General features: G+C 65.5%; 19 protein-coding genes. 4 read left to right on the plus strand and 15 right to left on the minus strand.

Features of this window, described 5'->3' with window-relative positions; genetic code table 11:
* Positions 1 to 79: 79 nt before the first annotated feature.
* Both EYW47_RS23480 and EYW47_RS23485 read right to left on the minus strand, forming a co-directional pair.
* A complete protein-coding gene (locus EYW47_RS23480; RefSeq protein ID WP_133197236.1) occupies positions 80 to 2977 on the minus strand; it encodes an ATP-binding protein in 2898 nt (965 codons plus the stop codon).
* Positions 2978 to 3152: 175 nt separating this feature from the next.
* On the minus strand, positions 3153 to 4058 hold the full coding sequence (locus tag EYW47_RS23485; RefSeq protein WP_133197394.1) for a LysR family transcriptional regulator: 906 nt from the start codon (positions 4056 to 4058) through the stop codon (positions 3153 to 3155).
* Positions 4059 to 4159: 101 nt separating this feature from the next.
* On the opposite strand from EYW47_RS23485, the gene EYW47_RS23490 reads away from it, so the two are divergent.
* Entirely contained in the window at positions 4160 to 4819 is a 660-nt protein-coding gene (locus EYW47_RS23490) for a DsbA family oxidoreductase (protein ID WP_133197237.1), read from the plus strand.
* A gap of 22 nt (positions 4820 to 4841) precedes the next feature.
* Here EYW47_RS23490 and EYW47_RS23495 read toward each other — a convergent pair whose 3' ends face one another.
* The 8 genes from EYW47_RS23495 to EYW47_RS23530 all read right to left on the minus strand — a co-directional run bounded on the left by EYW47_RS23495 (position 4842) and on the right by EYW47_RS23530 (position 13086).
* Complete coding sequence (locus EYW47_RS23495; RefSeq protein ID WP_165976658.1) at positions 4842 to 5279, minus strand: DUF3331 domain-containing protein; 438 nt, start codon at positions 5277 to 5279, stop codon at positions 4842 to 4844.
* Between the two features lie 268 nt (positions 5280 to 5547).
* Positions 5548 to 6672 (minus strand): alkene reductase, encoded by a 1125-nt coding sequence (locus EYW47_RS23500; RefSeq protein ID WP_133197239.1) that lies wholly within the window; start codon positions 6670 to 6672, stop codon positions 5548 to 5550.
* 139 nt (positions 6673 to 6811) lie between these two features.
* A complete protein-coding gene (locus EYW47_RS23505) occupies positions 6812 to 7954 on the minus strand; it encodes an FAD binding domain-containing protein (protein WP_133197240.1) in 1143 nt (380 codons plus the stop codon).
* A 132-nt stretch (positions 7955 to 8086) separates the two neighbouring features.
* Positions 8087 to 9208, minus strand: coding sequence for an amidohydrolase family protein (locus EYW47_RS23510; protein WP_133197241.1), 1122 nt, complete (start codon positions 9206 to 9208; stop codon positions 8087 to 8089).
* A 48-nt stretch (positions 9209 to 9256) separates the two neighbouring features.
* Complete coding sequence (locus EYW47_RS23515; RefSeq protein ID WP_133197242.1) at positions 9257 to 10903, minus strand: cation acetate symporter; 1647 nt, start codon at positions 10901 to 10903, stop codon at positions 9257 to 9259.
* Entirely contained in the window at positions 10900 to 11262 is a 363-nt protein-coding gene (locus tag EYW47_RS23520; protein ID WP_133197243.1) for a DUF485 domain-containing protein, read from the minus strand. The genes EYW47_RS23515 and EYW47_RS23520 overlap by 4 nt, the downstream gene beginning before the upstream one ends.
* 113 nt (positions 11263 to 11375) lie before the next feature.
* Positions 11376 to 12599, minus strand: a complete 1224-nt coding sequence (locus EYW47_RS23525; RefSeq protein WP_133197244.1) for an FAD binding domain-containing protein — start codon at positions 12597 to 12599, stop codon at positions 11376 to 11378.
* A 1-nt stretch (position 12600) separates the two neighbouring features.
* Positions 12601 to 13086 (minus strand): VOC family protein, encoded by a 486-nt coding sequence (locus tag EYW47_RS23530; RefSeq protein ID WP_133197245.1) that lies wholly within the window; start codon positions 13084 to 13086, stop codon positions 12601 to 12603.
* 277 nt (positions 13087 to 13363) lie between these two features.
* Between EYW47_RS23530 and EYW47_RS23535 the strand changes: the two genes are divergently transcribed.
* Complete coding sequence (locus EYW47_RS23535) at positions 13364 to 14521, plus strand: FAD binding domain-containing protein (protein WP_133197246.1); 1158 nt, start codon at positions 13364 to 13366, stop codon at positions 14519 to 14521.
* A gap of 62 nt (positions 14522 to 14583) precedes the next feature.
* On the opposite strand, the gene EYW47_RS23540 is transcribed toward EYW47_RS23535, so the two are convergent.
* Positions 14584 to 15459 (minus strand): AraC family transcriptional regulator, encoded by an 876-nt coding sequence (locus tag EYW47_RS23540; protein WP_240763878.1) that lies wholly within the window; start codon positions 15457 to 15459, stop codon positions 14584 to 14586.
* 296 nt (positions 15460 to 15755) lie between these two features.
* Between EYW47_RS23540 and EYW47_RS23545 the strand changes: the two genes are divergently transcribed.
* Positions 15756 to 16601: an alpha/beta fold hydrolase gene (locus EYW47_RS23545; protein ID WP_205710139.1), complete on the plus strand. Its 846-nt coding sequence runs from the start codon at positions 15756 to 15758 to the stop codon at positions 16599 to 16601.
* A gap of 342 nt (positions 16602 to 16943) precedes the next feature.
* On the plus strand, positions 16944 to 18086 hold the full coding sequence (locus EYW47_RS23550; RefSeq protein ID WP_133197249.1) for a hypothetical protein: 1143 nt from the start codon (positions 16944 to 16946) through the stop codon (positions 18084 to 18086).
* A gap of 125 nt (positions 18087 to 18211) precedes the next feature.
* Here EYW47_RS23550 and EYW47_RS23555 read toward each other — a convergent pair whose 3' ends face one another.
* Genes EYW47_RS23555 through EYW47_RS23570 form a run of 4 tightly spaced genes read right to left on the minus strand, consistent with a single transcriptional unit; the run spans position 18212 to position 23595 of the window.
* Positions 18212 to 20476 (minus strand): xanthine dehydrogenase family protein molybdopterin-binding subunit, encoded by a 2265-nt coding sequence (locus EYW47_RS23555; protein WP_133197250.1) that lies wholly within the window; start codon positions 20474 to 20476, stop codon positions 18212 to 18214.
* Positions 20473 to 21021 (minus strand): (2Fe-2S)-binding protein, encoded by a 549-nt coding sequence (locus EYW47_RS23560; RefSeq protein WP_133197251.1) that lies wholly within the window; start codon positions 21019 to 21021, stop codon positions 20473 to 20475. The genes EYW47_RS23555 and EYW47_RS23560 overlap by 4 nt, the downstream gene beginning before the upstream one ends.
* A complete protein-coding gene (locus tag EYW47_RS23565) occupies positions 21018 to 22361 on the minus strand; it encodes a c-type cytochrome (protein ID WP_133197252.1) in 1344 nt (447 codons plus the stop codon). The genes EYW47_RS23560 and EYW47_RS23565 overlap by 4 nt, the downstream gene beginning before the upstream one ends.
* Before the next feature lie 19 nt (positions 22362 to 22380).
* On the minus strand, positions 22381 to 23595 hold the full coding sequence (locus EYW47_RS23570; RefSeq protein WP_133197253.1) for an MFS transporter: 1215 nt from the start codon (positions 23593 to 23595) through the stop codon (positions 22381 to 22383).
* Between the last annotated feature and the right edge of the window lie 322 nt (positions 23596 to 23917).

Here is a 23917-nt window from a genome sequence, read left to right on the forward strand (position 1 = left end):
TGCCGCCCCGCACAGGGGCAACACTCATATACCTACATGAAAACAAGGAAAGGCCAACACTCTACATAGAATCGCCACTCTAACCACTATGAACCGCACGCACACGCGCGGAGCACACAGCATTCACCCTGCGGCGCATACGAACAAGACGCTGGATATCAGGCGCTGACGAATTCAAATCAAACACACCTTCGAACCCCGAAATCATCATCGCGGCCTCGCTTGCCGCGTTCTTTCCGATAAGGTGCGCAGCCAGATCGAGCGTTGCTCGCAACCGCCATATCACGGCGCCGTGCCCACTTCCAAGCGCAATTGCGGCGCTCATAAATCGACGACCATCCGCCTCATACCAGGCCCGCACTTCAGCCCCCGCGCCGTCCTGCACGCGCGCACGTTGCAACGCCACCCATCCGCGTGCCCGCAGAAGTTCAGGCACAAAGCACTGTTCACCGTGCGTTTCACCGCGCTGTATCGCCTCGTCTAGTCTAGCGGCGGCGGCCTCGAATCGGCCTGCTTCGACGAGCAATTCGGCCCACGAGACGATAAACGGCGCGATCGCGCCACGAAAGCCACGCGCAACCAGGCGCAGCAATGCCGGCTCGAGCCGCGCGAGCGCCGCCGCGCCATCGCTATCGCTATCGCGCAGACCGCACTGAACCGCCAGACATTCCGCGTAATCCTCCCAGATAACGAATCGATGGGTCGCCACCTGCGAACGCAACAGCGCGAGATAGCGCGACGCCGCATGCGTGTCGCCACATTGCAGCGCGACAGGCACCGCGACCGTGGCAAGCAGATAACTGAGCGAAGGCTCCAGCATCTCGCGGCGCACGGGCGCGAGCGCTTGCTCGATGAGCTGCAAGGCGCGCGCGGGCTTACCCTCGAGCCACGCGATTCGCGCCAGCGCGCCATGACAGAAACTCAGCGGATCGACATCCGGCGTGGCGCACGAGCGCTCCGTGCAACCGGCCTCGCCCAGCGCCGCAACGGCATGCTCGAGACGCTCGCGGGCCTGCCCGTGCTCGCCGAATGCATGCAGCGAGACCGCCACCATCGCGCCGGCGAGCGGCTCGTGCCAGCGCGGTCCGGCGCGCCGCGCGGCCTGCTCGAAACGCGTGGCGTAGCGGATCGACGCGTGAATGTCGCCCGTGGCCAGCGCCGCGTTCCAGAGGCCGCATAAGGCGCGCGCAGCGAACGCGTCGTCCTGTGCCGACCGTGCGAGCCGCCATACGCGTTGCCAGAGCGACATCGCCCGCTCGACGTCGTCGCCCGCGTGCATGAGCGTCGACGCGTAGGCGCTGCACAGCCGCATTTCGCAGACGATGTCGATTGAGCCGGCGGGCAAGGTGTCGAGCACGGCGAGCGCGCGCTTTGCCCGCTCGCAGCATTCGCTCACGAGCGATGCGTCGAGCAGCGTGCCCACCAGCGCCCCGGCAAGCGCCACGCCCTGGGCGGGGTCGCCGTCGTCGGAGAACGCCCATTCGTAGGCGGTGCGCGCGTCGTCCAGCGAAAAGCGCGCTTGAACGTCGGCACCGGCACGGCTGTCGGGCGCGAGCACGAGGCCGCTTGCCTCGATCCGCGTTTGCATGTAGCGCATATGCCGCGCCGCGATCACATGGAGCTCGCCTTCCTCGCGCAGCTTGTCCAGCGCATAGGCGCGCGCGCATTCGGTCAGCCGGTACGTCGCGACAGGCCCGTGAAACTCGACATTGAGGAGCGACTTCGTCGCCAGATCGCCCAGGCTCGACACGATCACCGGGATCGACATGCCCGGCTCGGTGGCGACCGCGCAGACGGCGTCGAAGGTGAACGTGCCGGTAAAGCACCCAAGCCGCCGGAACAGCACACGCGAAGCCGCGTCGAGCAGCGCGTAGCTCCACTCGAAGGTCGCGCGCAAGCTCTGGTGCCGCGGCAGCGCCGAGCGCAATCCTCCGGCGAGCAGATCGAGCCGGTGATCGAGCCGCGCCGCGACGCCCTCGACACCGAGCGTCGCCACCCGCGCGGCGGCGAGCTCGATGGCGAGCGGCAGGCCATCGAGCCGGCGGCAGATATCGGCCACGAGCGCGATGCTGCTTTCGTCGCCCGCGCAATCGGTCGCGAACGATCGTGCGTGGCACAGGAACAGCTCGACCGCCGGATGCGCGAGCAGCGCTTGCGTCGACAGTCCGCTTGCGGGCACGCCAAGCGTTTCGAGGCGCAGCACCGATTCGGCGCGGATGTGCAGGGTTTCGCGGCTCGTCACGAGTATGCGTGCCGACGGGTTGCGCGCCGCCAGCGTCTCCACGAGCCCGGCCACGATGTCGATCACATGTTCGGCGTTATCGAGCACGAGGAGGCACCGCGATGCCGCCAGGGCCTCGGCTACGGCGCTCGGCTGCGCGTCCACCAGGCGAGGCGCGAGCGCGTGCGCCAGGGCCGCGAGGACTTCCTCGTGCGATGAGGCATTCGCCAGTTCTACGAAGTAAATCGGCAGGCCATAGCGGCTGTGCATCTCGCTCGCGACGTGCAGCGCGAGCGCGGTTTTGCCGATGCCGCCCGCGCCGACCACGGTGGTGACGGGCTCGCGTTCGAGCTGGGCGATGATCTGCTCGATCTCGGCGTGCCGTCCGATCAAGGGCGAGACGAGCGGGGGCAGTGCCGCATGCTGCGGCGAGGGTTCGGCGTGCGCAGGCGCTTCGACGGCGGGCGTGCGTTGCGCGACCAGAACATAGCCCCGGCCCGGCACGGTCTTGATCAGATCGCGCTCTGCGCCAAACAGCTTGCGCAGCGACGCAATATGCACTTGCAGGCGATTTTCCTCGACAATCAGACCCGGCCACACTTCATCCATGATCTGGTCTTTCGACAGGATGGCGCCATTGGCGCGATGCAGCACTTCGAGAATATCGAAGGCGCGCGCGCCAATGCGCAGCGAAACGCCGTTCCGCTGGATGTTTCGCTGATCGAAACTGACCTGCAACGAGCCTAACTGAACCATGGTCGTCTCCAGGGGCGTGGGCGGGATCGCAATGCCTGGAGTGTACGCAAACGACCTCGGGGCGTCTTGTACAAAAGTTCACAACGCCCGGCCAATGCGTGCTGGGAGACAGATGCAGCGGCGGCTGCCGGCTGGTACGAATGTCACTTTGAATGGGAGGCGAATCGAAGCCCGCCTAGGGCAGCAGGTCCGCCGCCTTCGTGACAAGCTCGATGAACGCACCTATGCGCCTCGACCCGCGCTGATTGGGCAGATAGAGCGCCGTGACCGCGGAGCGCGCGTGATTCGGATTCACCTCGTAGCCTTCGAAGAGCTTCGTCAAGCGTCCGCTTTGCACGTCGGGGGCCACGAGCCAGCTCGGGAGCAACGCGATGCCCGCGCCGCTCAAGGCTGCTTCGCGAAGAATATCGGAGTTGTTGGTCTTCAGTCTGCCCGTGACGGCAACCTCCGTCTGCACGCCGTCCTTGCTGAATGTCCAGACTTGCCGGTCGGCCCCGTATGAAAAACGCAGACTCCTATGCGCGCTCACGTCGGCGGGCTCGACGGGCGTGCCGAACTCGCTCAAATAGGCCTCGCTGGCAACGACGTATCGCTTGAAGGTGCCAATGTGCCGGCTGATCACACCGGCATCGGGCGGCGGCGTGCCGAGGCGTATGGCGAGGTCGATGCGCTCGGAGACCAGATCGGAGAACGTGTCGCTGAGCGTGAGGTCCAGGTCGAGCTTGGGGTAGCGCGAGAGAAACGCGCCCAGATGCGGGCTGATGCACTGGCGCGCGAATTCCACCGGCACCGAGACCCGCAGCGGCCCCGAGGGCTCCTCGCCGCGGTCGCAGACGGCCGCGTCGGCTTCGGCGAGGTCTTCGAGAATTTGCCTCGCGCGCGCGTAATAGGTCTTGCCGGCATCGGATAGCGTGACCTGGCGCGTCGTCCGGTTGAGCAGCGCCGTGCCGAGCGCTTCTTCGAGGCCGTCGACCGAGCGCGTGACCGACGAGGTCGCCAGTCCGAGTATTCTCGCCGCGCCCGAAAATCCGCCGCTCTCGGCCACTACTACGAATGCGCGAAGCGCCTGAAGCTTGTCCATTACGTTGCCTCCCATGCAATGCGCCATTGCGTGCCGTTGCCATTCTAGCTTTGGGCAAGCGGCCCTATCTTCGGTGCAGATCCCCCTGAAGGAGAAGTGTGATGGAACCGCTTGAAATTCGTATCACCCATGATTTCATTTGCCCGTGGTGCTGGATCGGCGAGACGAAACTCGATGAAGCCCTGCGCGAGGAAGGCACCAGCGTGCGCTACGTGTTCGTCCCGTACGAACTGAATCCGGATATGCCAAAGGAAGGGCTGGACCGCAAAGCGTATCGCACGGCCAAATTCGGCAGTTGGGCGCGCTCGCAAGCCATGGATTCTCACGTGGTGGACGAAGGCCGGCCGCACGGGCTGTCGTTCAACTACGACCGCGTGAAGCGCACGCCGAATACGCTGGCCGCTCACCGGCTCGTCTGGTTCGCTCAAAACGAGGGACGCGATGCGCGCGCGCTCGTCGACGCCATTTTCCGGGCCTACTTCTCGGAAGGGCGAGACATTGGCGACACGGGCGTATTGACGGACATCGCAATTGCGGCGGGCCTCGACGCGGCGCGGGTACGCGAGCTGTTCGCCTCGGCAAACGGGGGCGCCGAAGTTCGCACGCTTGAAGCGGCATCCGCACTCGAAGGGGTCAACGCGGTGCCGTTCGTCAAGATCGGCGCTGAAGCCGTGAGCGGTGCGCAGCCTGTCATCGTGTTTCGCCGTGCCTTGCGTGCGGCCGCGCGGGCGGAAATGGAAGCGCATGCGCTGACTGCTTGATGCTTCACGCGGGCCGCATGCGTTAGCCTTCGCCTTGCGCCTCGCGGGCTTCCAGGGCCGAGGCGAGAATCGAGCGGTCCGCGTTGGCCGGGCGTTGACGACGCCGTCCGCCCGGACGGTAGACGGCGTCGCCCCGGTTGATGGCCTTGCCCGTGAGGCTGCAGATGGACTTGCGGCGGGCATGCGTGCGCGTCCAGAGCTGATCCGAATAGTGCCCGGACGTGGCGTCATTCCAGCAGAGCGAAATGGCGGTGCTGGAGAGGCGTTCGAGGATCCGGATATAGCCGGAAAACGGGCCGTCCGGTTGCGCCCGCGAGGCGCGGCGCATAGCGAGCGCGGGGCACCCATCGAGCAGCACGCCTCTCGGGCCCGAGACCGGTGTATTCGCTGGCGGGCACGAAGCGCGCTCAAGCCAGTCGATGGTTTGTTGCCACGGTCCGTTGTTTGCAAAGCATTCCATCGCGCTGCTCCATGATGCATGCATGGGGGCGGCGCCGTGCGCCGTCATGCATGGGCGTTCGAGTGTCGGGCGTGGCGCGCAAGGGCGCCACGCTTCGCTGGGACTCAGGCTTGCATTGTGGAGCGTCGCGGCTAAAACGTCCTTGGCGGGGGCGTGAAAATTCCTGAAACGTTCGAAACCGGGAGGGATGAGCGAGCGCTGGCGCAAAGCAACGGGCGGCAGGCGAAATACGCCTGCCGCCCGTTGCACATTGCCCACTGCCGTGGCATCAGTCCGAAATGGAGGTGAAATCCGGATAGTCGGTGTAGCCTTCGGCGCCGCCGCCGAAGAACGTGCTGGCGTCGGCGTCGTTGAGCGGCAGCGCGTCGCGCAGCCGTGCGGGCAGGTCGGGGTTCGCAAGGAACGGGCGGCCGAAGGCGATGAGATCCGCGCGGCCCTTGTCGAGCGCCTGCCTCGCGGATTCGAGCGTATAGCCGCCCGCGAGCATCAGCACGCCCTTGAACTGCTTGCGCATGAGCTCGATGATGGCGTCCCAGCGCGGATCGAACTGCTCGTCCTTCACCGTGCCGACGATCGCGGGCTCGACGAGGTGCAGGTAGGCCAGATCCCAGTCGTTCAGGCGCTCGGCGATATGGCCGAAGGTGGCTTCGGGCGTATCGTCGCCCATGCCCATGAAGCGGCCCATCGGCGTGAGGCGCACGCCCACATTGATCGCGCCGACTTCGTCGCTGACCGCCTGCACGACTTCGAATAGCAGACGCGTGCGGTTTTCGATGCTGCCGCCATAGGCGTCAGTGCGGTGGTTGCTGTTGCTGTTGATGAACTGATCGAGCAGATAGCCGTTGCCGGCGTGAATCTCGACGCCGTCCATGCCCGCTTCCAGGGCGTTGCGCGCGGCGGCGCGAAAGTCGCTCACGACCTGCGCGATGCCTTCGAGCGTGAGCTCCTGCGGCACCGGTACCTCGGCCCACGCGCCGTTGCCGTTGTCGTCGATGATGAAGGTCTTGCCCGGTACCGCCATGGCAGTCGGCGCGACCGGCAGGCCGCCGTCGGGCTGGAACACCGGGTGCGAGACGCGCCCGACGTGCCAGAGCTGCAGGAAGATTTTTCCGCCCTCGGCGTGGACGGCTTCGCTCACGGCGCGCCATCCTTCGATTTGCTCCGCAGTATGGATGCCGGGCGTCCAGGCGTAGCCCTGGCCCTGCTGCGAGATTTGCGTCGCTTCGGTCACGATCAGCGCCGCGCTGGCACGCTGGCGGTAATACTCGACGTTCATGGGCGTCGGCACGTTGCCGGGCTGCCCGGCGCGCGAGCGGGTGAGCGGCGCCATGGCGACGCGATGCGCAAGCAGGAAGCGGCCGAGGCGAAGCGGTTTGAAGAGGGTGTCGGACATTGAAATCTCCGTTCAAGAGGGGAGTGGGATGGCTGCAACGATATCGATGACCGGCACGGGAGAGAATCCATCGCCTGCGCTATGCAGTTTTGCGTCGGACGCTACGACGCGCTTTGCCATGCTCGCGTTGCAGGACGTCTCAGAGCGGCTGGCCGAGGCCGAACGATGCGGCGAGTTGCGGGCCTCGCGCGAGGAGCGTTGCCACTTCCTCGCGCCGCTGCGCGGACCACTGCGCCAGCCGCTGGACGACATTGGCTGCATCGGTTGCATCGGCTGCGTCCGGCGTCAGCGCCTGGGCGAGCGAAACGGCGTCGTGCGCCGCCTTCGATGTGCCCGACGCCGTGTGCGGGCGCAGCGTGCAGGCCGCATCGCCGATCAGGGCCACGCGGCCGTGTGCGAAGCTGGGGCTCAGTGCGTCGAAGATGGCCTGAACAAAGGGCGCGCGCGTGGCCATAACCAGTTGTGAGAGGACCGCCGGCAGCCGCTCGCTGGCGAGCTGGCGCAGCGTTTCGACGGAGCGCTCTGAAAGCTCGCCTGGGTGGATCGACGCGTGATGGACGGTTCCCGCCCGATCGGTCAAATGGCGGCGCAATGATTCGGAGTCCGTTTCATTGCGATACCAGAGCCAGTTGAAACGCCGCGCGCCTTGTGCAAGCGAGCCGTCGAGCGCGGGAATCAGGAATGCCATGAAGAGCTCGCCAGGCGCCTTGTGCAGTGTCATATACTCGACCAGCGTGGCGATCGCGGCCGCGTCGAAATCGGCTTCGTCGACGATGCCGCGCCATGCGATGTAGCCCGCAAACGACGGCGCGTAGCCGGGGAAGATCTGCGCGCGCAGCGCCGAGCCCGTGCCGTCCGCGGCAACGAGCACGTCGGCGCGCTCGGTGTGCTCGCCGAAATGGACATCGACACCCTCGGCATCCTGCGAGAATCCCGTGACCTGACGGCCGTAGTGAATGCGCTGCGGCGGCAACATGCTGCACAGCGAGCGATAAACGGTATCCCAGGACGAGAACGGCAGGAGCTCCGGCTCGTCGCGCGCGAGCGCGCCGTCACGGTCGATCCAGTGGCGGCGGTGCGTGGGTACGCTGATCATGTCGCGGCAATGATGGCCATGCTGCTCGAGAAACGCCATCATGCGCCGCAATACCGCCACGCCGCCGCCCTGGCCGCGCAGCGGGGCAGCGGAGCGTTCGTGGATCTGCACATCGTGCCCGATGCAATCGAGCGTCAGTGCGGCCGCAAGACCGGCTATCGAGCCTCCGGCAATGATGATTTTCATGGTGGCTGACTCCCCTCGCTGGCAGGCGCGAAGCGTTCCCGATATTGCCTCGTTTCGCGCCTCAGGTGCGGCCGCTTCATAACATTTCAGATTTTCACGGCAAGGCACGGGGACGCCGCGCGCCGTGCCGCGCTAGATGCGAAGCAGCTTGCCTGCGTTGCCGCCAAGGATCATGGCGCGCTGCTCCGCGCTCAGGTCGAGACGGTCGAGGAAGCGCACCGGCTGCTCGTAGCCCATATCGAAGCAATAGTCGCTGCCTAGCACCAGACGATCGACGCCGATGTTCTGCATCAGGTAGTCGAGCACCGGGCCGGAATGGGAGACCGTGTCGTAGCTGAAGCGCCGCAGATAGCTGCTCGGCCTTTGCGCGAGGCGCCGCGTTTCGGGCCGCACGGTCCAGCCGGCGTCGAGACGGCCGATAAGGATCGGCAGCGCGCCACCCGCGTGCGGCAGCGTGACCTCCAGATTCGGATAGCGGTCGAGGACGCCGCCAAGGATCAGATGCGACCCGGCGATCGCCGTATCGAAAGGATTGCCAAGCAGGTTGCTCAGGTAATAGTCGCCGAGTCGCGCGCCGCCGACCGTCTGCTGCGGGTGCAGAAAGACGGGCAGATTCAGTTGCTCGATGCGCGCGAAGACGGGCGAGAACAGCGGGTCGTCGAGGTCGCGGTTGTCGATGTTCGTGCCCATGTAGACGCCGCGAACGCCCGGCAGTTGCGACGCGCGTTCGAGCTCGTCGATGGCGTCGTTGGCATTGAGCATCGGCAGCGTGGCAAGCACGACGAATCGTGACGGATGCTGCTGGTACACGCGCGACGCCTCCGAATTCCACTCGCGGGCGAGCTTCGCGTTGAACTTGCGCTCGCCCCAGTACGCCATCGGCACGCTCAGCGAGAGGGCTTGCACGTCGACGCCCGACGCGTCCATGTCCTTGAGCCGCTCGTCGACGTCGATGAACTTCATCGGCAGGGGACCGAGGCCGCCTGCGGGCGTCTTGAAGCTAAAGGTCTTGTCGTCGCAAACAAACGAGCCGCCGAACTGCTTGCCCTCGCCGCCCACCAGGTTGCAATAGCTCTCTGGATAGTAGTGGGCGTGAATGTCGATCGAGCGGACTTTACCGGGCAGCGAGCCGGTGGCCGCGCGCTGGGGCTCGCTTGCCGAGGCGGTGCCTCCGGCCACGACGGCGCCCGCCAGCGCGGTGAGCGCGCCCAGCATACGCCGGCGGCCGGGTGAGGTGCAGCACGAGCAATTCATGATTGATCTCCGGAGACTTTTATGGGTTGATTCGTAGTCTTGAGCGTTTTATCCACGGCGCGCCGTGCCCAGCTCGCACTCCACGAGCTGCGGATCGAACTGCGCACGCTCGCGCGCCGCGCGGGCCGAACTGTCGGTAAGGGAGAACACGACGATTCCTGCGAATGCGGCGGCCATGGAAAAGAGCGCGGGGTATTCATACGGATAGATCGCATGGGCGTGGCCGAGCACCTGCACCCAGACGGTGGGGCTCAACACGGTCAGCGTCACGGCGGTGCCGAGGCCGATCAGGCCGCCCGCGACCGCGCCGCGCGTGGTGAGGCCGCGCCAGTAGATGGAAAGCAGGAGCACGGGGAAGTTCGAGCTGGCCGCGATCGAGAACGTCAGGCTCACGATGAAGGCGATATTCTGCTTCTGGAACGCGATGCCGAGCAGGATCGCCAGCACGCCCAGAACGAGCGTGGTCACGCGCGCCACGCGCATTTCCTCGCGGTCCGACGCCTTGCCGCGGCGCAGAACGTTCGCATAGAGATCGTGCGAGATCGCGGAAGACCCGGCCAGCGTCAGGCCGGCGACCACGGCGAGGATGGTCGAGAACGCGACGGCGCAGATGAAGCCGAGGAAGATGTTGCCGCCGACGGCGTGCGCCAGATGGATCGCCACCATGTTCGCGCCGCCGATCAGGGCACCCGAGGCGGTGTGGTACTGCGGATCCGTGGCGACGAGGGCGATGGTCCCGAAGCCGATCACGATGATGACCGCATAGCCGGCGCCCACGATGCCCGTAGCGTAAAGAATGCTCTTGCGCGCGGCCTTGACGTCGCCGACGGTGAAGAAGCGCATCAGGATGTGGGGCAGGCCGGCCGTGCCGAAGATCAGCGCGAGACCGAGCGAGACCGCGGAAACGGGATCCGAAACGAGTCCGCCGGGGCTCATGATGGCGAGGTGCTTCGGATGCGCGAGGATTGCCTGGGCGAACAGCGCATTGAGGCTGAAGCCGAAATGGGCCAGCACCATGAACGCCATGAACGCGGCGCCGGCGAGCAGCAAGACGGCCTTGATGATCTGAATCCACGTGGTCGCGAGCATGCCGCCGAAAAACACGTAGACGACCATCAGCAAGCCAACGATCACGACGGCGAGCGTGTAGTTCAGGCCGAACAGCAATTCGACGAGCTTGCCCGCGCCGACCATCTGCGAGACGAGGTAGAGCAGGACGATGACGATCGAGCTCGATGCCGCGAAAGCGCGGATCGGCCGTTGCTCCAGCCGGTAGGACACCACGTCCGCCAGCGTGTACTTGCCGAGATTGCGCAGCGGTTCGGCGATCAGGAACAGGATGATCGGCCAGCTTGCGAGAAAGCCAACCGAATAGATCAGGCCGTCATAGCCGCTCGTGAACACGAGCGCGGAAATGCCGAGCAGCGAGGCCGCCGACATGTAATCGCCCGCGATCGCCCAGCCGTTCTGGAGCGCGGTGATCTTGCCGCCGGCGGCGTAGTGGTCGGCCACGCTGTGATTCTTGCGGGCGGCCCAGCGCGTGATGAACAGCGTCGAGGCGACGAAGAGCAGGAACATGCCGATGGCGATCGGGTTGTGTCCGTGCGCAATGGACGAGGGTGGCGACGAGACTTGCGCCGCGAGTGCGGGCACGGCGCCGAGCGCGAGCGCGGCCACTAACAGAAGGCGTTTCATTTGCCCGCTCCTTGCCGGATGGATTCGACGATGCCGTCGTGAACCGAGTTGGCGCGCCAGACATACACGGCGACCAGCGCGAACGTGACCACGAACATGCCGAAGCCGACGGGGATGCCCCACGTCATCGGCTCGCCGGCCACGATCGGCTGTCCGAGCAGTTGGGGCGAGAACGCGAGTGTGAGGATGAACGCGAAGTAGATCGCGAGCATGAGGAGGGTCAGCGCCCACGCAAATGTCCTGCGCTTTCTGACCAGATCGCGAAAGCGCGAGTCGTTGAGTAAAGGATGCGGTGCGATGGCGGATGCCGCCATGTTTTCCATGACGGCGCTGGCGGTTGCCGGGACGGGTTGTTCCACGATGTCTCCTTCGTGTCGAATGTCTCGAATGTGTCGGGTGTGTGGCGTCTGGGCGATGGGACTGGCGGGGGACGCCAGTGCCCATCCGTGAACCAGGCGCAAGCAAAGCGAGGTCAAAAATGGGGGGGCACGGCGGTTTCGCGCATCACGGCTTCCGGCGTGCGATACAGTTCGGCCATTTCGCGTTCGGTTTCGTCCTTGAGCTGCGCCTGCATATAGGCGCCGAGATGGCGCGCATGCTGGACGATGGCGGCGCCGAACTGCGTGCGCTCGTCGCTGTATTGCGCCAGGGCATCGAGCGGGTTGGCGTGTCGCGCGAGCGCCGCGACGAGCGCCATGGCGTCACCGGCCGCCTTGGTCACGCCCATGCCGCAATGCGGCCGCGCCACGAAGGCGGCGTCGCCGAGCAGCGCGATCCGGCCGAACGCCATCTGCGGGACTTCCAGATCGAAGATCGGCTGAAACAGCGGCTGCGTCGCGCGGGTGACGACCTCCGCGAACTGGGGCGCCAGCAGGGTGCGTGCGGACGCTTGCATGTCGGCGAGCACGTCGCGGCGGATCAGCGTCGGCGGGATGCCGCCGGACCAGCGCTTGCCCGTGTCGTCGGTCAACAGATTCGGCAGGTCCTCGTCTTCGCTGGTGGCCCGGTACCAGACGAAGTTGTAGCGCCGCTCGCCGGGCTTGGTGCTATTGCTCTCGCCCGCGACCGGATAGCCGATCATCTGCTCGCGGGGCGGTAGGCAGAAGGCGAACTTGTCGAACAGGGCGGCGTGCGTATCGCTCGAGAGCGCGAGCTCGTCGACAAGGCCGCGCCAGGCGACATAACCCGCGTACTGGAGCTGGACCTCGGGCAGGAACTTCTCGCGCACGGCCGAGCGGAATCCGTCCGCCGCGATCACGAGATCGGCATGCACGCGCGAGCCGTCGGAGAGCGTGATGGTGGCGTGTTGCGCGCCGTCCGCGATGTCGGTCACGACCGCGCCGCAGTGGTAGTGCTGATTCGGCAGGGCCGCGCGCAGCACGTGATACATCTTGCTCCACGCCGTGAGCGTCTGGGGCAGCTCGCGCGTGGAGAGCACGGCGCCATCCTGCGCTAACGTCACACGCGATTGCACCGGGACGCCAATCGATTCGTCGATGCGCACGCCCGCGGCCTGCATCACATCAAATAGTTCGGGATGCGTAACGATACCCGCGCCCCGGCCGGAGAGCTCCTCCGGCACGCGCTCGAATACGTCCACGTCCCAGCCGCTGCGCAGCAGGAGATTTGCGGCGAACAGGCCGCCAAGGGAGCCGCCGACGATGGCCGCTTTCCGGTGGGTCGTTGTGGGGTTCATGTCAGTCTCCGAAGGCTGCTGCGTTGTGCGTTTGGGCTGCGTCCGGGAGCGCGAGGCCGGCCACTTCGGCAGCGGGAAAATTGAGTTCGATCGTCACGCCGGACGGATCTTCGATAAAGATCTGGTGCAGACCGAGGCTGGGCACCGTGCGGTCGCGCCATGCGATGCTTTCGGCGCGCAGCGTGTCCCACATCGCTTGAACGCCGGTGGCAAGAAAGGCGATATGGTCGACCGTGCCTGTGCCCGTGGCGGGCAGTGCCTTGTCGCCCAGATAGGCGTTCAGGCCGTCCGGATTCTCGGGGTCGACGCCGATGATGTGGACCGTGCCGTAATCGCCTTCGTCGCCGCCCATGTAGAGCCATGCGCCTGGAAAATCGAACGGCGGGCGGTAGCCACGTTTGAAGCCGAGCACGCGCTCGTAGAACCGGCACGACCGCTCGAGATCGAGCGTGCGGATCGAGTAATGCGCGAGTTTGCTGACTGGCATGGTGCGCTCCTTGTATTTATCGAGTGATCATTGATCGGTTGATAAACTATAGAGGAAAGATTTCGCCCGGCAAAGCAGGCCCAAAACGGTGTTAACCCTGGAGCGGCACGGGCGCGAGCAGTGGCCAGGCCCGGGAAAGCCGCGCAAACAGGGGCTCCGCGCGGTTTGGCTAAGCGCCCTTGCTCGCGACGCAACGCTGATTTGCGTGCGGACCGTGTTCTGCATCGCCACGCGCGCGCATACGCTATGCACAAACCCGAACTCAAGGAGCAATGTCATGGCTGATCAAAAACCGCATCGCGCAATCGTCATCGGCGGGTCGCTGGGCGGCCTGTTTACCGCGGCGTCCTTGCGCGCAATTGGCTGGCAGGTCGATGTGTACGAGCGCTCGGTAAACGAGCTGGACAGCCGGGGCGGCGGCCTCGTCATGCAGCCCGATCTGCTCGAAGCCTTCCGCTTCGCCGGCATCGCGCATGCGCCGCAGCTTGGCGTGCCATCGCGCGACCGGCAGTTTCTCGACGCGAGCGGCGCCGTGCTGTTTCGCCAGCGCATGCCGCAGGCCCAGACGGCCTGGAGCGTGCTGTACAACACGTTGAGGGCCGGGCTGCCCGACGACATCGTTCACTCGGGCATTGCGCTTTCGGACTTCAAGCAGGACGGCGACATGGTCGAAGCGATCTTGTCGAACGGGCAGCGCGTGCGCGCCGACCTGCTGATTGGCGCGGACGGCCCGCATTCGGCGACGCGCTCGCTCGTGCTGCCCGACGACCATCCCGACTACGCGGGCTATGTGGCGTGGCGCGGACTCTTGCCGGAGCGCTCACTGGACGCGGCCGCCACGGCGCAGCTCGTGGACGCGTTCACGTTCCAGACCGGCGATGCGCACCAGCTGCTGACCTATCTGATACCGGGAGAGGACGGCTCGACGCAACCGGGCGAGCGGCGCTGGAACTGGGTCTGGTATCGGCCGCTGGCCGTGGGGGCGCCGCTCGACGCGGCGATGACCGACCGTGCAGGGGTGCAGCGCACGCTTTCGGTTCCCCCGGGCGCGCTCAGCGATGAGCACCGCGAGCGCCTGCGGGCGGACGCCAGCAAGCAGCTCGCGCCCGCGCTGGCGTCGCTCGTGCATGCAACCGACGACCCGTTCCTGCAGATCATCCAGGACTATCGCGCGCCGCGTCTCGTGTTCGGGCGGGTGGTGCTGCTTGGCGACGCGGCGTTTATCGCCAGACCCCACACCGGCGCGGGTGCTTCGAAGGCCGCCGCGAACGCAGTGGCCCTGGCGCGGCGGCTGCGCGAGGCGTCTGGGACCATAGACGAAGCGTTGGCGCAGTGGGAGGCACAGGAGTGGCGCAGCGGCACGCGCCTGGCCGAGATCGGGATCAGTCTCGGCGCGCAAATCATGGGCAACATCGGCCGCCACGCGGCCGCTTGAGTGCGGCTCGCGCCGTCGTCAAGGCGAGCGCGCGCGGTTGGCGGCGCGGCGGCCGTAGCGTTTCATCGCGGCGGCCGGCGCCGCCATGCGCCCGGCGGCGCGCCGACGAGCTTGAGAAATACACGGCTCAAGTGACTCTGGTCCGCGAAGCCGCAACTCTGCGCGATGGCCGAAAGCGTCATGTCCGTGTTCTCGACGAGCTGTCGCGCCTGCTCGGCGCGCTTTTCGAGCAACCATTGATGCGGCGTCTGCCCGGTGGCCTTGGCAAACGCGCGTATGAAATAGCCGCGCGAGAGGTTGCATTCGCGTGCAACGTCGGCAATCGAGAGGCCCTCGCGCGCGCGATCGAGCAGCATGTCTTTTGCGCGCGCCGCGCTGGCGGCGGACAGCGCGCCCTTGATGCGCTCGTCGGCGGGCCGCAGATCGCCGTAGCGGCGGGCGAGATGGGTGCCAATCGCGAGACCGAGCTGCTCGATCAACAGCGTGTCGAGCGGGCCGGATGCCTCGAGGCTGGCCGCGAGCGCGAGCGCGAGATGGCCGAGCACGGCGTCCTCCTGTTCGGCGCGGCAGGTCAAGCCCCGCACGGCGGGCACGTTGTGCTCGTCGGCGAGCCGGGTCAGGAACGCATGAGGCAGCTCGACCAGCAGAAAATCGAAATTGCCATACAAATCGGCCCGGTAGTCTTCGGAAAAGTCGCGAATGTAGATCGAATGGTCATGAAAGCGCCTGTCGATCGAGTGCGCGCCGCGAAAGATCTTGCGGCGGTGACCGCTATTCAACGAGACGCCCACCAGAAAGCCGCGTTCGCAAGCGGGCATGGCGATGCGCTCCAGCTCCGGCTGGTCCATGCATTTGCGATAGAACGTGATGTCGCTGCTCTCGACCTGAAGATCCTTGCGCAGCAGGTTAGAGGCACACCCTAACGAATCTTTCTTCATGGTTACGGGGTTCGGTGTGAAGACTGACGAAGCCATGAAAGCCCCTCGGGCCGGGCGCGGCCCAGCATGATATTTGCAAACACTTTACGCCAAGGCGTGCTGGGATAGACACGTGTGCAAGACCACTGGCTGAAACAATTAAGGTCTTTTAAGCGCTGGAACAGGACATTTTACCTTTCCCGCACTACGCTTGAGCACGATGCGAAGCACTGTTTTTTTTGCTTCGCAGAATACGGCAACGTGAGAACGCATCGCGCATCTTGCCGCGTATGAAAATGCCACGACGGAGATCAGGGATGAACGTGCAGCAAAACCACGGCGGCAACTACGTAGAGGCCAAAGACGGCAACGGAATTTACTTCAAGGACTGGGGCACGGGCACGCCGGTCGTCTTCTCGCACGGCTGGCCGCTGAGTGCGGACGCGTGGGATCCGCAGATGATCTTCCTCGTGAATCAGGGCTACCGCGTGATCGCGCACGACCGCCGCGGGCACGGGCGCTCGGGGCAGTCATCGGGCGGAAACGATATGGACACCTATGCGGACGATCTGGCCGCGGTGCTCGATGCGCTCGATGTGCGCAATGCGATGCTGGTTGGCCACTCCACGGGCGGTGGCGAGGTTGCGCATTATATTGGCCGCCACGGCTCGAAGCGGGTGGCCAAGGCCGTGCTGATCGGCGCGGTGCCGCCGCAGATGGTCAAGAGCGCGAACAATCCGGGCGGCCTGGCCATGTCGGTGTTCGACGGCATTCGCGACGGCGTGGCCGCCAACCGCTCGCAGTTCTACCTCGATCTCGCGACGCCGTTTTATGGCTTCAACCGTCCGGACGCGAAGGTGTCGCAAGGGCTGATTCAGGAGTTCTGGCGCGAGGGCATGCAAGGGTCGATCAAAGGCCAGTACGAGTGCATCAAGCAGTTCTCCGAGGTCGATTACACGGAAGACCTGAAGAAGATGGATGTGCCGACGCTGATCTTGCATGGCGATGATGACCAGATCGTGCCGATTGATGAGTCGGCGCGCCGGTCGGTGGAGATTGTGAAGAACGCCACGCTCAAGGTGTATCCTGGCGCGCCGCACGGCATGTGCAGCACGCATGCGGCTCAGGTGAACGCGGACTTGCTGGCGTTCCTGAAAGGGTAAGGCACTGCTGTGCGAGAAAGCCGCCCGGCGCCGATCAGGCGCCGGGCGGCTTTTATTTTGAGCCACGTGCCAGCGGTGCTGGGATATCGAATTCAGGCATTGGTTTCGTTGTTCACGCGCAGTGTCGTTTCCCAACCCACTTTCCACTTTGCGTCCACGCGAGACGTGGCTTTTGGGTTGCCCTATGCCTCTTGCATGAAACGCGTGCGGCAAGCGCTCGCTACGTGTTGCGCTCGATTCTGGGACGCAGTACGTCTTGGACCGTGTGAAAGTGCGCGTGATAGTCTAGACTGAGTGAACCTCGTCGCGCATTGAAACTCAGTTTTGCAAATCGGAGAGTTCATGTCAACAATCACAGGGATCAAACAAATCGCTTCCCGACTTGGTACGGGCATGGGCTATAAGGCGACCAAGAAGGTAAATAATCAACTTGCAAATCACGAAACGCTTTTAAAGCGGTTATTGGGTAATAAGTGGTCTCATTGTCCGCCTGGAAAATTCACTCCCGATTGGCTTGACAAATTGCCGACCCGTAATCTCCTGTTTTCCTTGAATCTGGATCCCGCAGGCGACGACGATATCGGTGCTGTGATGCCATCTTGTGTCGTGCAACGCACGCTTGCAATGATGTCGACTATCAATGACCTGTTTGCTATTCATTCCGCATCGACACCAATGGAATTCGACGGTTCCGTCGATTTATTGGCTCCGATCGATGTGGCGCCAAAGTATTGGAGCGATAGTCAGGTTTTGATACTCCCCCGTACCTATCGAAACCAGATCAACTCGGTTCCAGTGATGCAGCAGCAAGCCGCCTTGAACGTGGCGCTATTGGCTTATAGCCGCCTTCATCCGGAAAGCGAAATAGCACAATTGGCCAATGCTTATGGAATGGGAGTAGGTAAAAGGTGGGAAGACCTGAACAGCCTGGTTTTCGCTGGACCGGCACTGAATACCGTGTTCTCCCAAGCTGGGCTGGTACATCTGATGGGCGATGTCCCCGCTGTCGTGGTCGAAGAATTTGCTCCGTTGCTCACTCAACAGAAACGGCCGCTGGCGCCAGAGGAGATCATCAAGGGCATCGAGTTGGTTGGCGGTGCGGCCGCGCTTGCCGCGTCCGCAGCCAGGGGAGCGGCCAAGAGTAGCCGCGAATTCGCGATCTCAGTGGAAAAGAGCTTTTCCCCTCAGTACGGCTTGACCGGGATGCAGGCGGCGAAATGGTTCTTGAGTACCGAGGCCATCAATGGTGCGGTCGAACAGCGTGATAGGTATGTCGCCGATGCTCTTTATGAGTTTCTGCTTGCGCAGAAGACAAATGTGAGCCATCAAGACATCTTCGATTCGCTGCAACGTGGCAGTAAGGCAGCGGCGAGGGAGGCGAAAGACGTAGAAGCGCTCGCCCTCGCAACGACAGACCAGTTTGCCGAAGAAAACTTGGAGTTGGCCAGGAAGCGGGCGGATACCAGCGACCAACTGTTGAGTTGATTGACAGGGGCAATGAGCTTTCCCTGAAGCTTCGGCTTTCGGCAAGTCGCAAATGAACTCGACCCAGAGGAAGGAAAGCAGCACTGCCGCCACCCGCGCAAACCGGGCCGAAACCCGGTCCCTCGTCACGCTTCAATCAGCTTCCTCAGCGCATCGCCCGAGAGCGGCATGTCGCGCACGCGCTTGCCGGTGGCATCGAGAATGGCATTGCCGAGCGCGCCCGCCGTGGGCCCCATCGATCCCTCGGCCACGCCGAGGAACGGCGCGCCCGGCCGGTCGATCAAATGCACCTCGATGCTCCTGGGCACCGACGAATAGCGCAGGATCGGATACGTGCCCCAATCGAAACTGCGAATGCGGCTCGTGTCGTAGCGCAGCTCCTCGTGCAGGGTCCAACTCGCCGACTGCACAATGCCGCCTTCGATCTGGTTGCGCAAGCCGTCGGGATTCACGATCTGGCCTGAATCGACGGCGGCGACTGCGCGTTCGAGCGTAACCTGTCCCGTCTCCGGCTCGACCGAGATTTCCACGGCGAGGGCCACATAGGCCATCAGGTTCTTGTACTTCGCGAACGCGAAGCCCACGCCGCGGTTGCGCGTGCGCGGCGGCCGCGGCCAACCGAACTGTTTTGCCGCCAGCGCGATCACATCCTTCGCGCGCGGATCATCCATATGGCGCAGCCGGAACTCGACCGGGTCGATGCCGGCCATGTGCGCGAGATCGTCCATCGTGCTCTCGATCGCAAACACGTTGGTGTGCGCGCCGAGCGAGCGCATCGCCGAGGTCTGCAAGGGCATCGTCGGCGAGAAGTTGTTCATCACCTCGATGTTGGGCAGCGTGTAGAGCGGAATCCCGTTGCGGTCGCCGCCGCCCTCGGGTTGCGGCATCGGCGTGGAAGGCGCGGAAACGAAGGGCTTTTCGAGCATGCGCGCGGGCAAGAGGCGCCCCGCGTTGACGATGCGCTCGTTGTGCGAGCTGCTCCAGAGCGCGTATTGCCAGTCCACGATGCGCCCGCCCGCGTCGATCGATGCCTTCACCTCCGTCACCATCGCGGGCGTGAAGTGGTCCCACGTATGCTCCTGCTCGCGCATCCATTGCACGCGGACCGGATGCCCCGGCATGGCGGCGGCGATCAGCGCGGCGTGGGCGGCAACGTCATCGGCGCCGTTGTGGCCATAGCAGCCGGAACCCTCGGTGTGGATGCAGCGGACGTTTTCCTTCGGCATCGACAGCATTTCGGCCAGCGCGTCGCGCAGCGGGTAGACGCCCTGCGAGTGGGTCCAGACCGTGAGCTGGGCGCCGTCGAGGTGCGCGACCGAGCAGGACGGCCCGATCGAGCCGTGCATCAAATAGCGCTTGATGAACCGCGCGTTGAGCGTCTTCACGGCGGGCGCGGCAGGCGCATGGTGATCCGCGATCTTGATCTGCTGCGTGCAAAGCGGCTTGAGATCTCGATGCACGGTGGCGGGATCGGGCAGTGCGCGTCCCGGCGACCATTGACTGCTGGCCGCAAGCGCGCGCTGTGCGACCACGGCTTGCCATTCCCCTTGCGCCACCACGGCCAGCATGCTGCCGTCGCGCACGATCTTGAGCACGCCCGGCATCTTCATGATGGCGGCTTCGTCGTAGCCCTGGAGCTTCGCCTCGTACACGGGCGGCATGACAACGCGCGCGTGCAGCATGCCCGGCAACTGCATGTCATGCACATAGCTCACACCGCCCGTGACCTTCGAAGGGATGTCGAGGCGCGGCATCGGCGTGCCGATCGTGCGGAACGTCTTTGGGTCCTTGAGCGGCGAGCTGGGCGTCGCATTGCGATGGAGATCGACGAGGCCGACTGCCTCGCCGTAGCTCATCGTGCGGCCGTCCTGGGCGCGGATCACGGCGTCGTTGGCGCTGAGCGTGGCGGCGTCCACGCCGAAGTGCTGCGCGGCGGCATCGACGAGCAGCCCGCGCACCTGCGCGGCCGCGTTGAGCAGCGCGCTGCCGCTATCGGCGATGGTATGGCTGCCGGCCGTGAGCCCTTCGTCGGGCGAGGCGCCCGTGTCGGCGGTGAGGAAGGTGATGAGCGATGGCGCCATGTCCAGCTCTTCGGCCGCGACCTGAAGCAGCGCCGTACGCACGCCCGTGCCCAGCTCCACCTTGCCGGTGAAGACGGTGACCTTGCCTGCGGGCGTGATCTTGATCCACGCGTCGAGCAGCGGATTGGTCTTGAGGCTGCCGGCAAGCGTCTGGGTGGCCTTCGCTACGTGCACGGCCGCGCCTTCGTCGGCGATCACTTCCTGGGCCAGCGCGTCCGCGCCCTTGACCATGCTGAACGCCACGAACAGCGCGCCCGAGATCATGAAGCGCCGGCGGCCCTCGTCGATGAAATCGTCTTGTTCGCTCATGATGCGCTCTTTGCGGCGATGGCGGCGGCGTTGACGGGTTGCGCGGACGGCATAGCGGACGCCGCAGCGGCCACACTAGCGCCCTGCGGTGCGGGCATGCCCGCGACTTCGCGGATCGCCGCAAGAATGCGCATGTGCGTGCCGCAACGGCAAAGGTTGGGCTCCATGTGCGCGCGCAGCTCCTGCTCGGTGGGATGCGGGTTGTGGTCGAGCAGCGACTGCGCGCGCATGATCATGCCGGCGATGCAGTAGCCGCACTGAGCCGCTTGATGCTTGATGAACGACTGCTGCAGCGCGCCCGGATGCTGGGCGTTGCCGAGGCTCTCGAGCGTGCGCACGCGCCGCGCGCCAATCGCGCTCACCGGCACGAGGCAGGAGAACGTCGCTTCGCCGTCCACGATGACGGTGCAGGCGCCGCATTGGCCGAGCCCGCAACCGAACTTCGCGCCGTGCAGCTTGAGATCGTTGCGCAGCGCATAGAGCAGCGGCGTTGACGGATCGATGTCGAGCGCGTGCTGCACCCCGTTGACGTTCAGTGTGATCATTGCGCGCTGTCCTCCTTTCTGAGCGTGGCGACCAGTGGCTCTGCGTCGGGCCAGGCGGGTCTTGTCGAGTAGGCGCCGCGCACGTAGGCCACGAGGTCGGCGACGTCGCGGTCGTTGTAGATGCCGGAGAACGCGGGCATGTAGTTCATCGAATCTTCGCCGTGCCAGGTAATGCCGTTGAGGATCATCTGGACCGCGTTGCGTGGCGTTTGCCCGTTGACCGCCGTGCTGAACGCGAGCGTGGGACGCTCGCCGATCACCTGCATCGGCGAGCCGGTGCCGTGGCATTGCGCACACGACGCGTTGAACAGCACGGCGCCGCGCTGTTCGGCGGGCGTGGCTTCGCGCGCCGCGACGCGCTCGACAGCGGCGCTGGCCGGCGGAGCGCCCTCTGGCGACGCGCTCTTTGACGGCGCGCCCTGTGGCGGAGCGCCCTCTGGCGGCGTGGCCTTTTGCAGCGAGAGGATATAGGTGGCTATCGCCTCGACGTCTTCCACCGGGACTGTCGCGAGGTCGCGCGTGACCGGCAGCATCGGGCCTGCGGCGGCGCCATGCTCGGAGGCGCGTCCGGTGCGCAGGTAGGTGACGAGCTGCTCCTTCGTCCACGGCTTGGCCGCGGCGTCGAGCTGGTTCAGCGGCGGCGCTTCCCAGCCATCCACGACGCCGCCGTCGAACGCGTGTCCCGCCTTCTCGCCGCCGATCGCATTGAGCGGCGAATGGCACGACGCGCAGTGGCCGAGGCCATCGACGAGCAGCTTGCCGCGGCTCAACTGGGCGTCTTGCGAGGCGTCCGCTTCGCGCGGGCCCGAGCGCAGGAACAGCAGGTTCCAGAAGGCGAGCGGAGGCCTGAAGTTCAGCGGAAAGATCAACTGATTGGCCGGCGCGCTGGCGTGCACGGGCTCGCGGCTCATCAGGTACGCGTAGGCCGCAGAGATGTCGTGGTCGGAGATGCGCGTGAAATGCACGTAGGGAAACGCGGGGTAGAGCAGATGCCCATCGCGCGAGACGCCTTCGCGCACGGCGCGCGCGAAGGCCGCCTCGGACCAGGTGCCGATACCCGTCTGCGGGTCGGGCGTGATGTTGGTCGCGAAGATCGTGCCGAACGGCGTCTTGAGCGGCAAGCCGCCCGCGAACGGGCGCCCGTCCTTCGCGGTGTGGCACACGATGCAGTCGCCGAGCGCGACCACGCGCGCGCCTTCGCGTTTGAGATCGCCGTCGAAGCTGTCCGGCGACGGCGTTGCGATGGGCGCGATGGCGGGCTTGTAGATGAGGGCCGAGGCGACAGCGAGACCCGCGATGACAACCACCGCCGCGCCGATCCAGATACGTCTTCGATTCATGTGTGCTCCCGAGGCGGGATCAGGCCTTGCCGTGCGCGTGCGGCCGGCCGATCAACAGAAAATGTACGAACGAGATGAGCGGGAAGGCCAGCGCCACGCTCGCCACGAGCGTCCAGCCGCCGTGCTCGTAGAGCGTGCTCGCGAGCGCCGAGCCAATCGCGCCGCCCACGAAGATGCTCGTCATGTAGAGCGCATTGAGGCGGCCGCGGCTGGGCGCATGCAGTGCGTAGATCTCGCGCTGGCCGAGGACCATGTTCATCTGCACGGCGAAGTCCAGCACGATGCCCGTGACGACGAGGCCATACACGCCGAAGGCCGGATGGAGGAGCGCGGGTGCGAACGACAGCGCGCCGGCGAGCAGGGCGATGAAGGTGGCCCGCACGGAGTGGCCCGCATCCGCGAGACGGCCCGCGACCGGCGCGGACGTGGCGCCGATGGCGCCCACCAGCGCAAAGAGCGCGATGGCCGACTGCGACAGGCCGTAGTGGCGCGTGAGCTCGATGGGCACGGCGGTCCAGAACAGGCTGAACGAGCCGAACATCAGCCCTTGATAGAGCGCGCGATGGCGCAGCACCGGCATCGTGCGCACGAGATGCAGCAGCGAGCCGATCAGCTCGAAATAGGTCGCCTTGTGCTCGGGCTGGCGCGGCGGAATCGTCAGGGCGAGGATGCTCGTGACGAGCGCCATCAGCACGGCGGCGGCGGCGAACACGAAGCGCCAGCCGAAGTGGTCCGCGACGAGGCTCGAGATCGGGCGCGCGAGCAGGATGCCGAGCAGCAGGCCGCTCATGATCGTGCCGACGATGCGCCCGCGCGCATGGTCCGGCGCGAGGTGCGCGGCAAGCGGGATGAGGATCTGCACGGCCACGGAGCTAAAGCCGATCAGAAACGACAGCGCGAGAAACCAGCCCGGCCCATGCGCGAGCGAGGCGGCGCCGAGACTCGCGATCGACACGAGCGCGGTCGTGACCATGAGCTTGCGGTTTTCGAGCAGATCGCCGAGCGGCACGATGAAGAACAGGCCGAGCGCATAGCCGATCTGCGTGAGCGCGACGATCAGGCTCGCCGAGCCGGCGGACATGTGCAGCGACGGGCCGATCAATTCGGTGATCGGCTGCGCGTAGTACAGGTTCGCGACGATCGCGCCGCAACTGAACGCGAACAGCGCGATGAGGCCCTGGGTGAGCTTGACGGCGTGCTTCTTGCCGCCAACCGTGCTCGAGGGAGTGGACATGATGGCTCCTTGAACGATGAGGTCACTGTGGCGGGGTGGCCCGGCCGATGCTGCGGCGCGCCGGGTTGGTTCGGCTGCAACCGCGACCGGGGCCACGCCCCCGCGACACCGGTACGCCGGCCGCCGGACCGCCGGAAACGCTGGTGCGATGTCGATTGCGCAAAGCTTAGGCATCGTCGAGCGCGGGCGGAATCCATCCGTGGCGCAATCGCCCGTTGCCTGCTGCGCAACGTATTGAAGATCGCCCGCCCGCCCGCCCGTCCAGCCTGCCGGGCGCGAGCGCACGCCGTGGCCCCGTGGCGGCTCGCGTTGCCGCGCCAGG

The sequence above is a fragment of the Paraburkholderia silviterrae genome (assembly GCF_004353915.1).
Lineage (GTDB): Bacteria > Pseudomonadota > Gammaproteobacteria > Burkholderiales > Burkholderiaceae > Paraburkholderia > Paraburkholderia silviterrae.

Coding starts and splice junctions, on each gene's coding strand:
- EYW47_RS23535 (WP_133197246.1), top strand. CDS start 13,364: ATGGCTGATCAAAAACCGCATCGCGCAATCGTCATCGGCGGGTCGCTG.
- EYW47_RS23505 (WP_133197240.1), bottom strand. CDS start 7,954: ATGAAAATCATCATTGCCGGAGGCTCGATAGCCGGTCTTGCGGCCGCA.
- EYW47_RS23490 (WP_133197237.1), top strand. CDS start 4,160: ATGGAACCGCTTGAAATTCGTATCACCCATGATTTCATTTGCCCGTGG.
- EYW47_RS23480 (WP_133197236.1), bottom strand. CDS start 2,977: ATGGTTCAGTTAGGCTCGTTGCAGGTCAGTTTCGATCAGCGAAACATC.
- EYW47_RS23515 (WP_133197242.1), bottom strand. CDS start 10,903: ATGAAACGCCTTCTGTTAGTGGCCGCGCTCGCGCTCGGCGCCGTGCCC.
- EYW47_RS23525 (WP_133197244.1), bottom strand. CDS start 12,599: ATGAACCCCACAACGACCCACCGGAAAGCGGCCATCGTCGGCGGCTCC.
- EYW47_RS23555 (WP_133197250.1), bottom strand. CDS start 20,476: ATGAGCGAACAAGACGATTTCATCGACGAGGGCCGCCGGCGCTTCATG.
- EYW47_RS23485 (WP_133197394.1), bottom strand. CDS start 4,058: ATGGACAAGCTTCAGGCGCTTCGCGCATTCGTAGTAGTGGCCGAGAGC.
- EYW47_RS23545 (WP_205710139.1), top strand. CDS start 15,756: ATGAACGTGCAGCAAAACCACGGCGGCAACTACGTAGAGGCCAAAGAC.
- EYW47_RS23565 (WP_133197252.1), bottom strand. CDS start 22,361: ATGAATCGAAGACGTATCTGGATCGGCGCGGCGGTGGTTGTCATCGCG.
- EYW47_RS23570 (WP_133197253.1), bottom strand. CDS start 23,595: ATGTCCACTCCCTCGAGCACGGTTGGCGGCAAGAAGCACGCCGTCAAG.
- EYW47_RS23540 (WP_240763878.1), bottom strand. CDS start 15,459: ATGAAGAAAGATTCGTTAGGGTGTGCCTCTAACCTGCTGCGCAAGGAT.
- EYW47_RS23510 (WP_133197241.1), bottom strand. CDS start 9,208: ATGAATTGCTCGTGCTGCACCTCACCCGGCCGCCGGCGTATGCTGGGC.
- EYW47_RS23560 (WP_133197251.1), bottom strand. CDS start 21,021: ATGATCACACTGAACGTCAACGGGGTGCAGCACGCGCTCGACATCGAT.
- EYW47_RS23495 (WP_165976658.1), bottom strand. CDS start 5,279: ATGGAATGCTTTGCAAACAACGGACCGTGGCAACAAACCATCGACTGG.
- EYW47_RS23500 (WP_133197239.1), bottom strand. CDS start 6,672: ATGTCCGACACCCTCTTCAAACCGCTTCGCCTCGGCCGCTTCCTGCTT.
- EYW47_RS23530 (WP_133197245.1), bottom strand. CDS start 13,086: ATGCCAGTCAGCAAACTCGCGCATTACTCGATCCGCACGCTCGATCTC.
- EYW47_RS23550 (WP_133197249.1), top strand. CDS start 16,944: ATGTCAACAATCACAGGGATCAAACAAATCGCTTCCCGACTTGGTACG.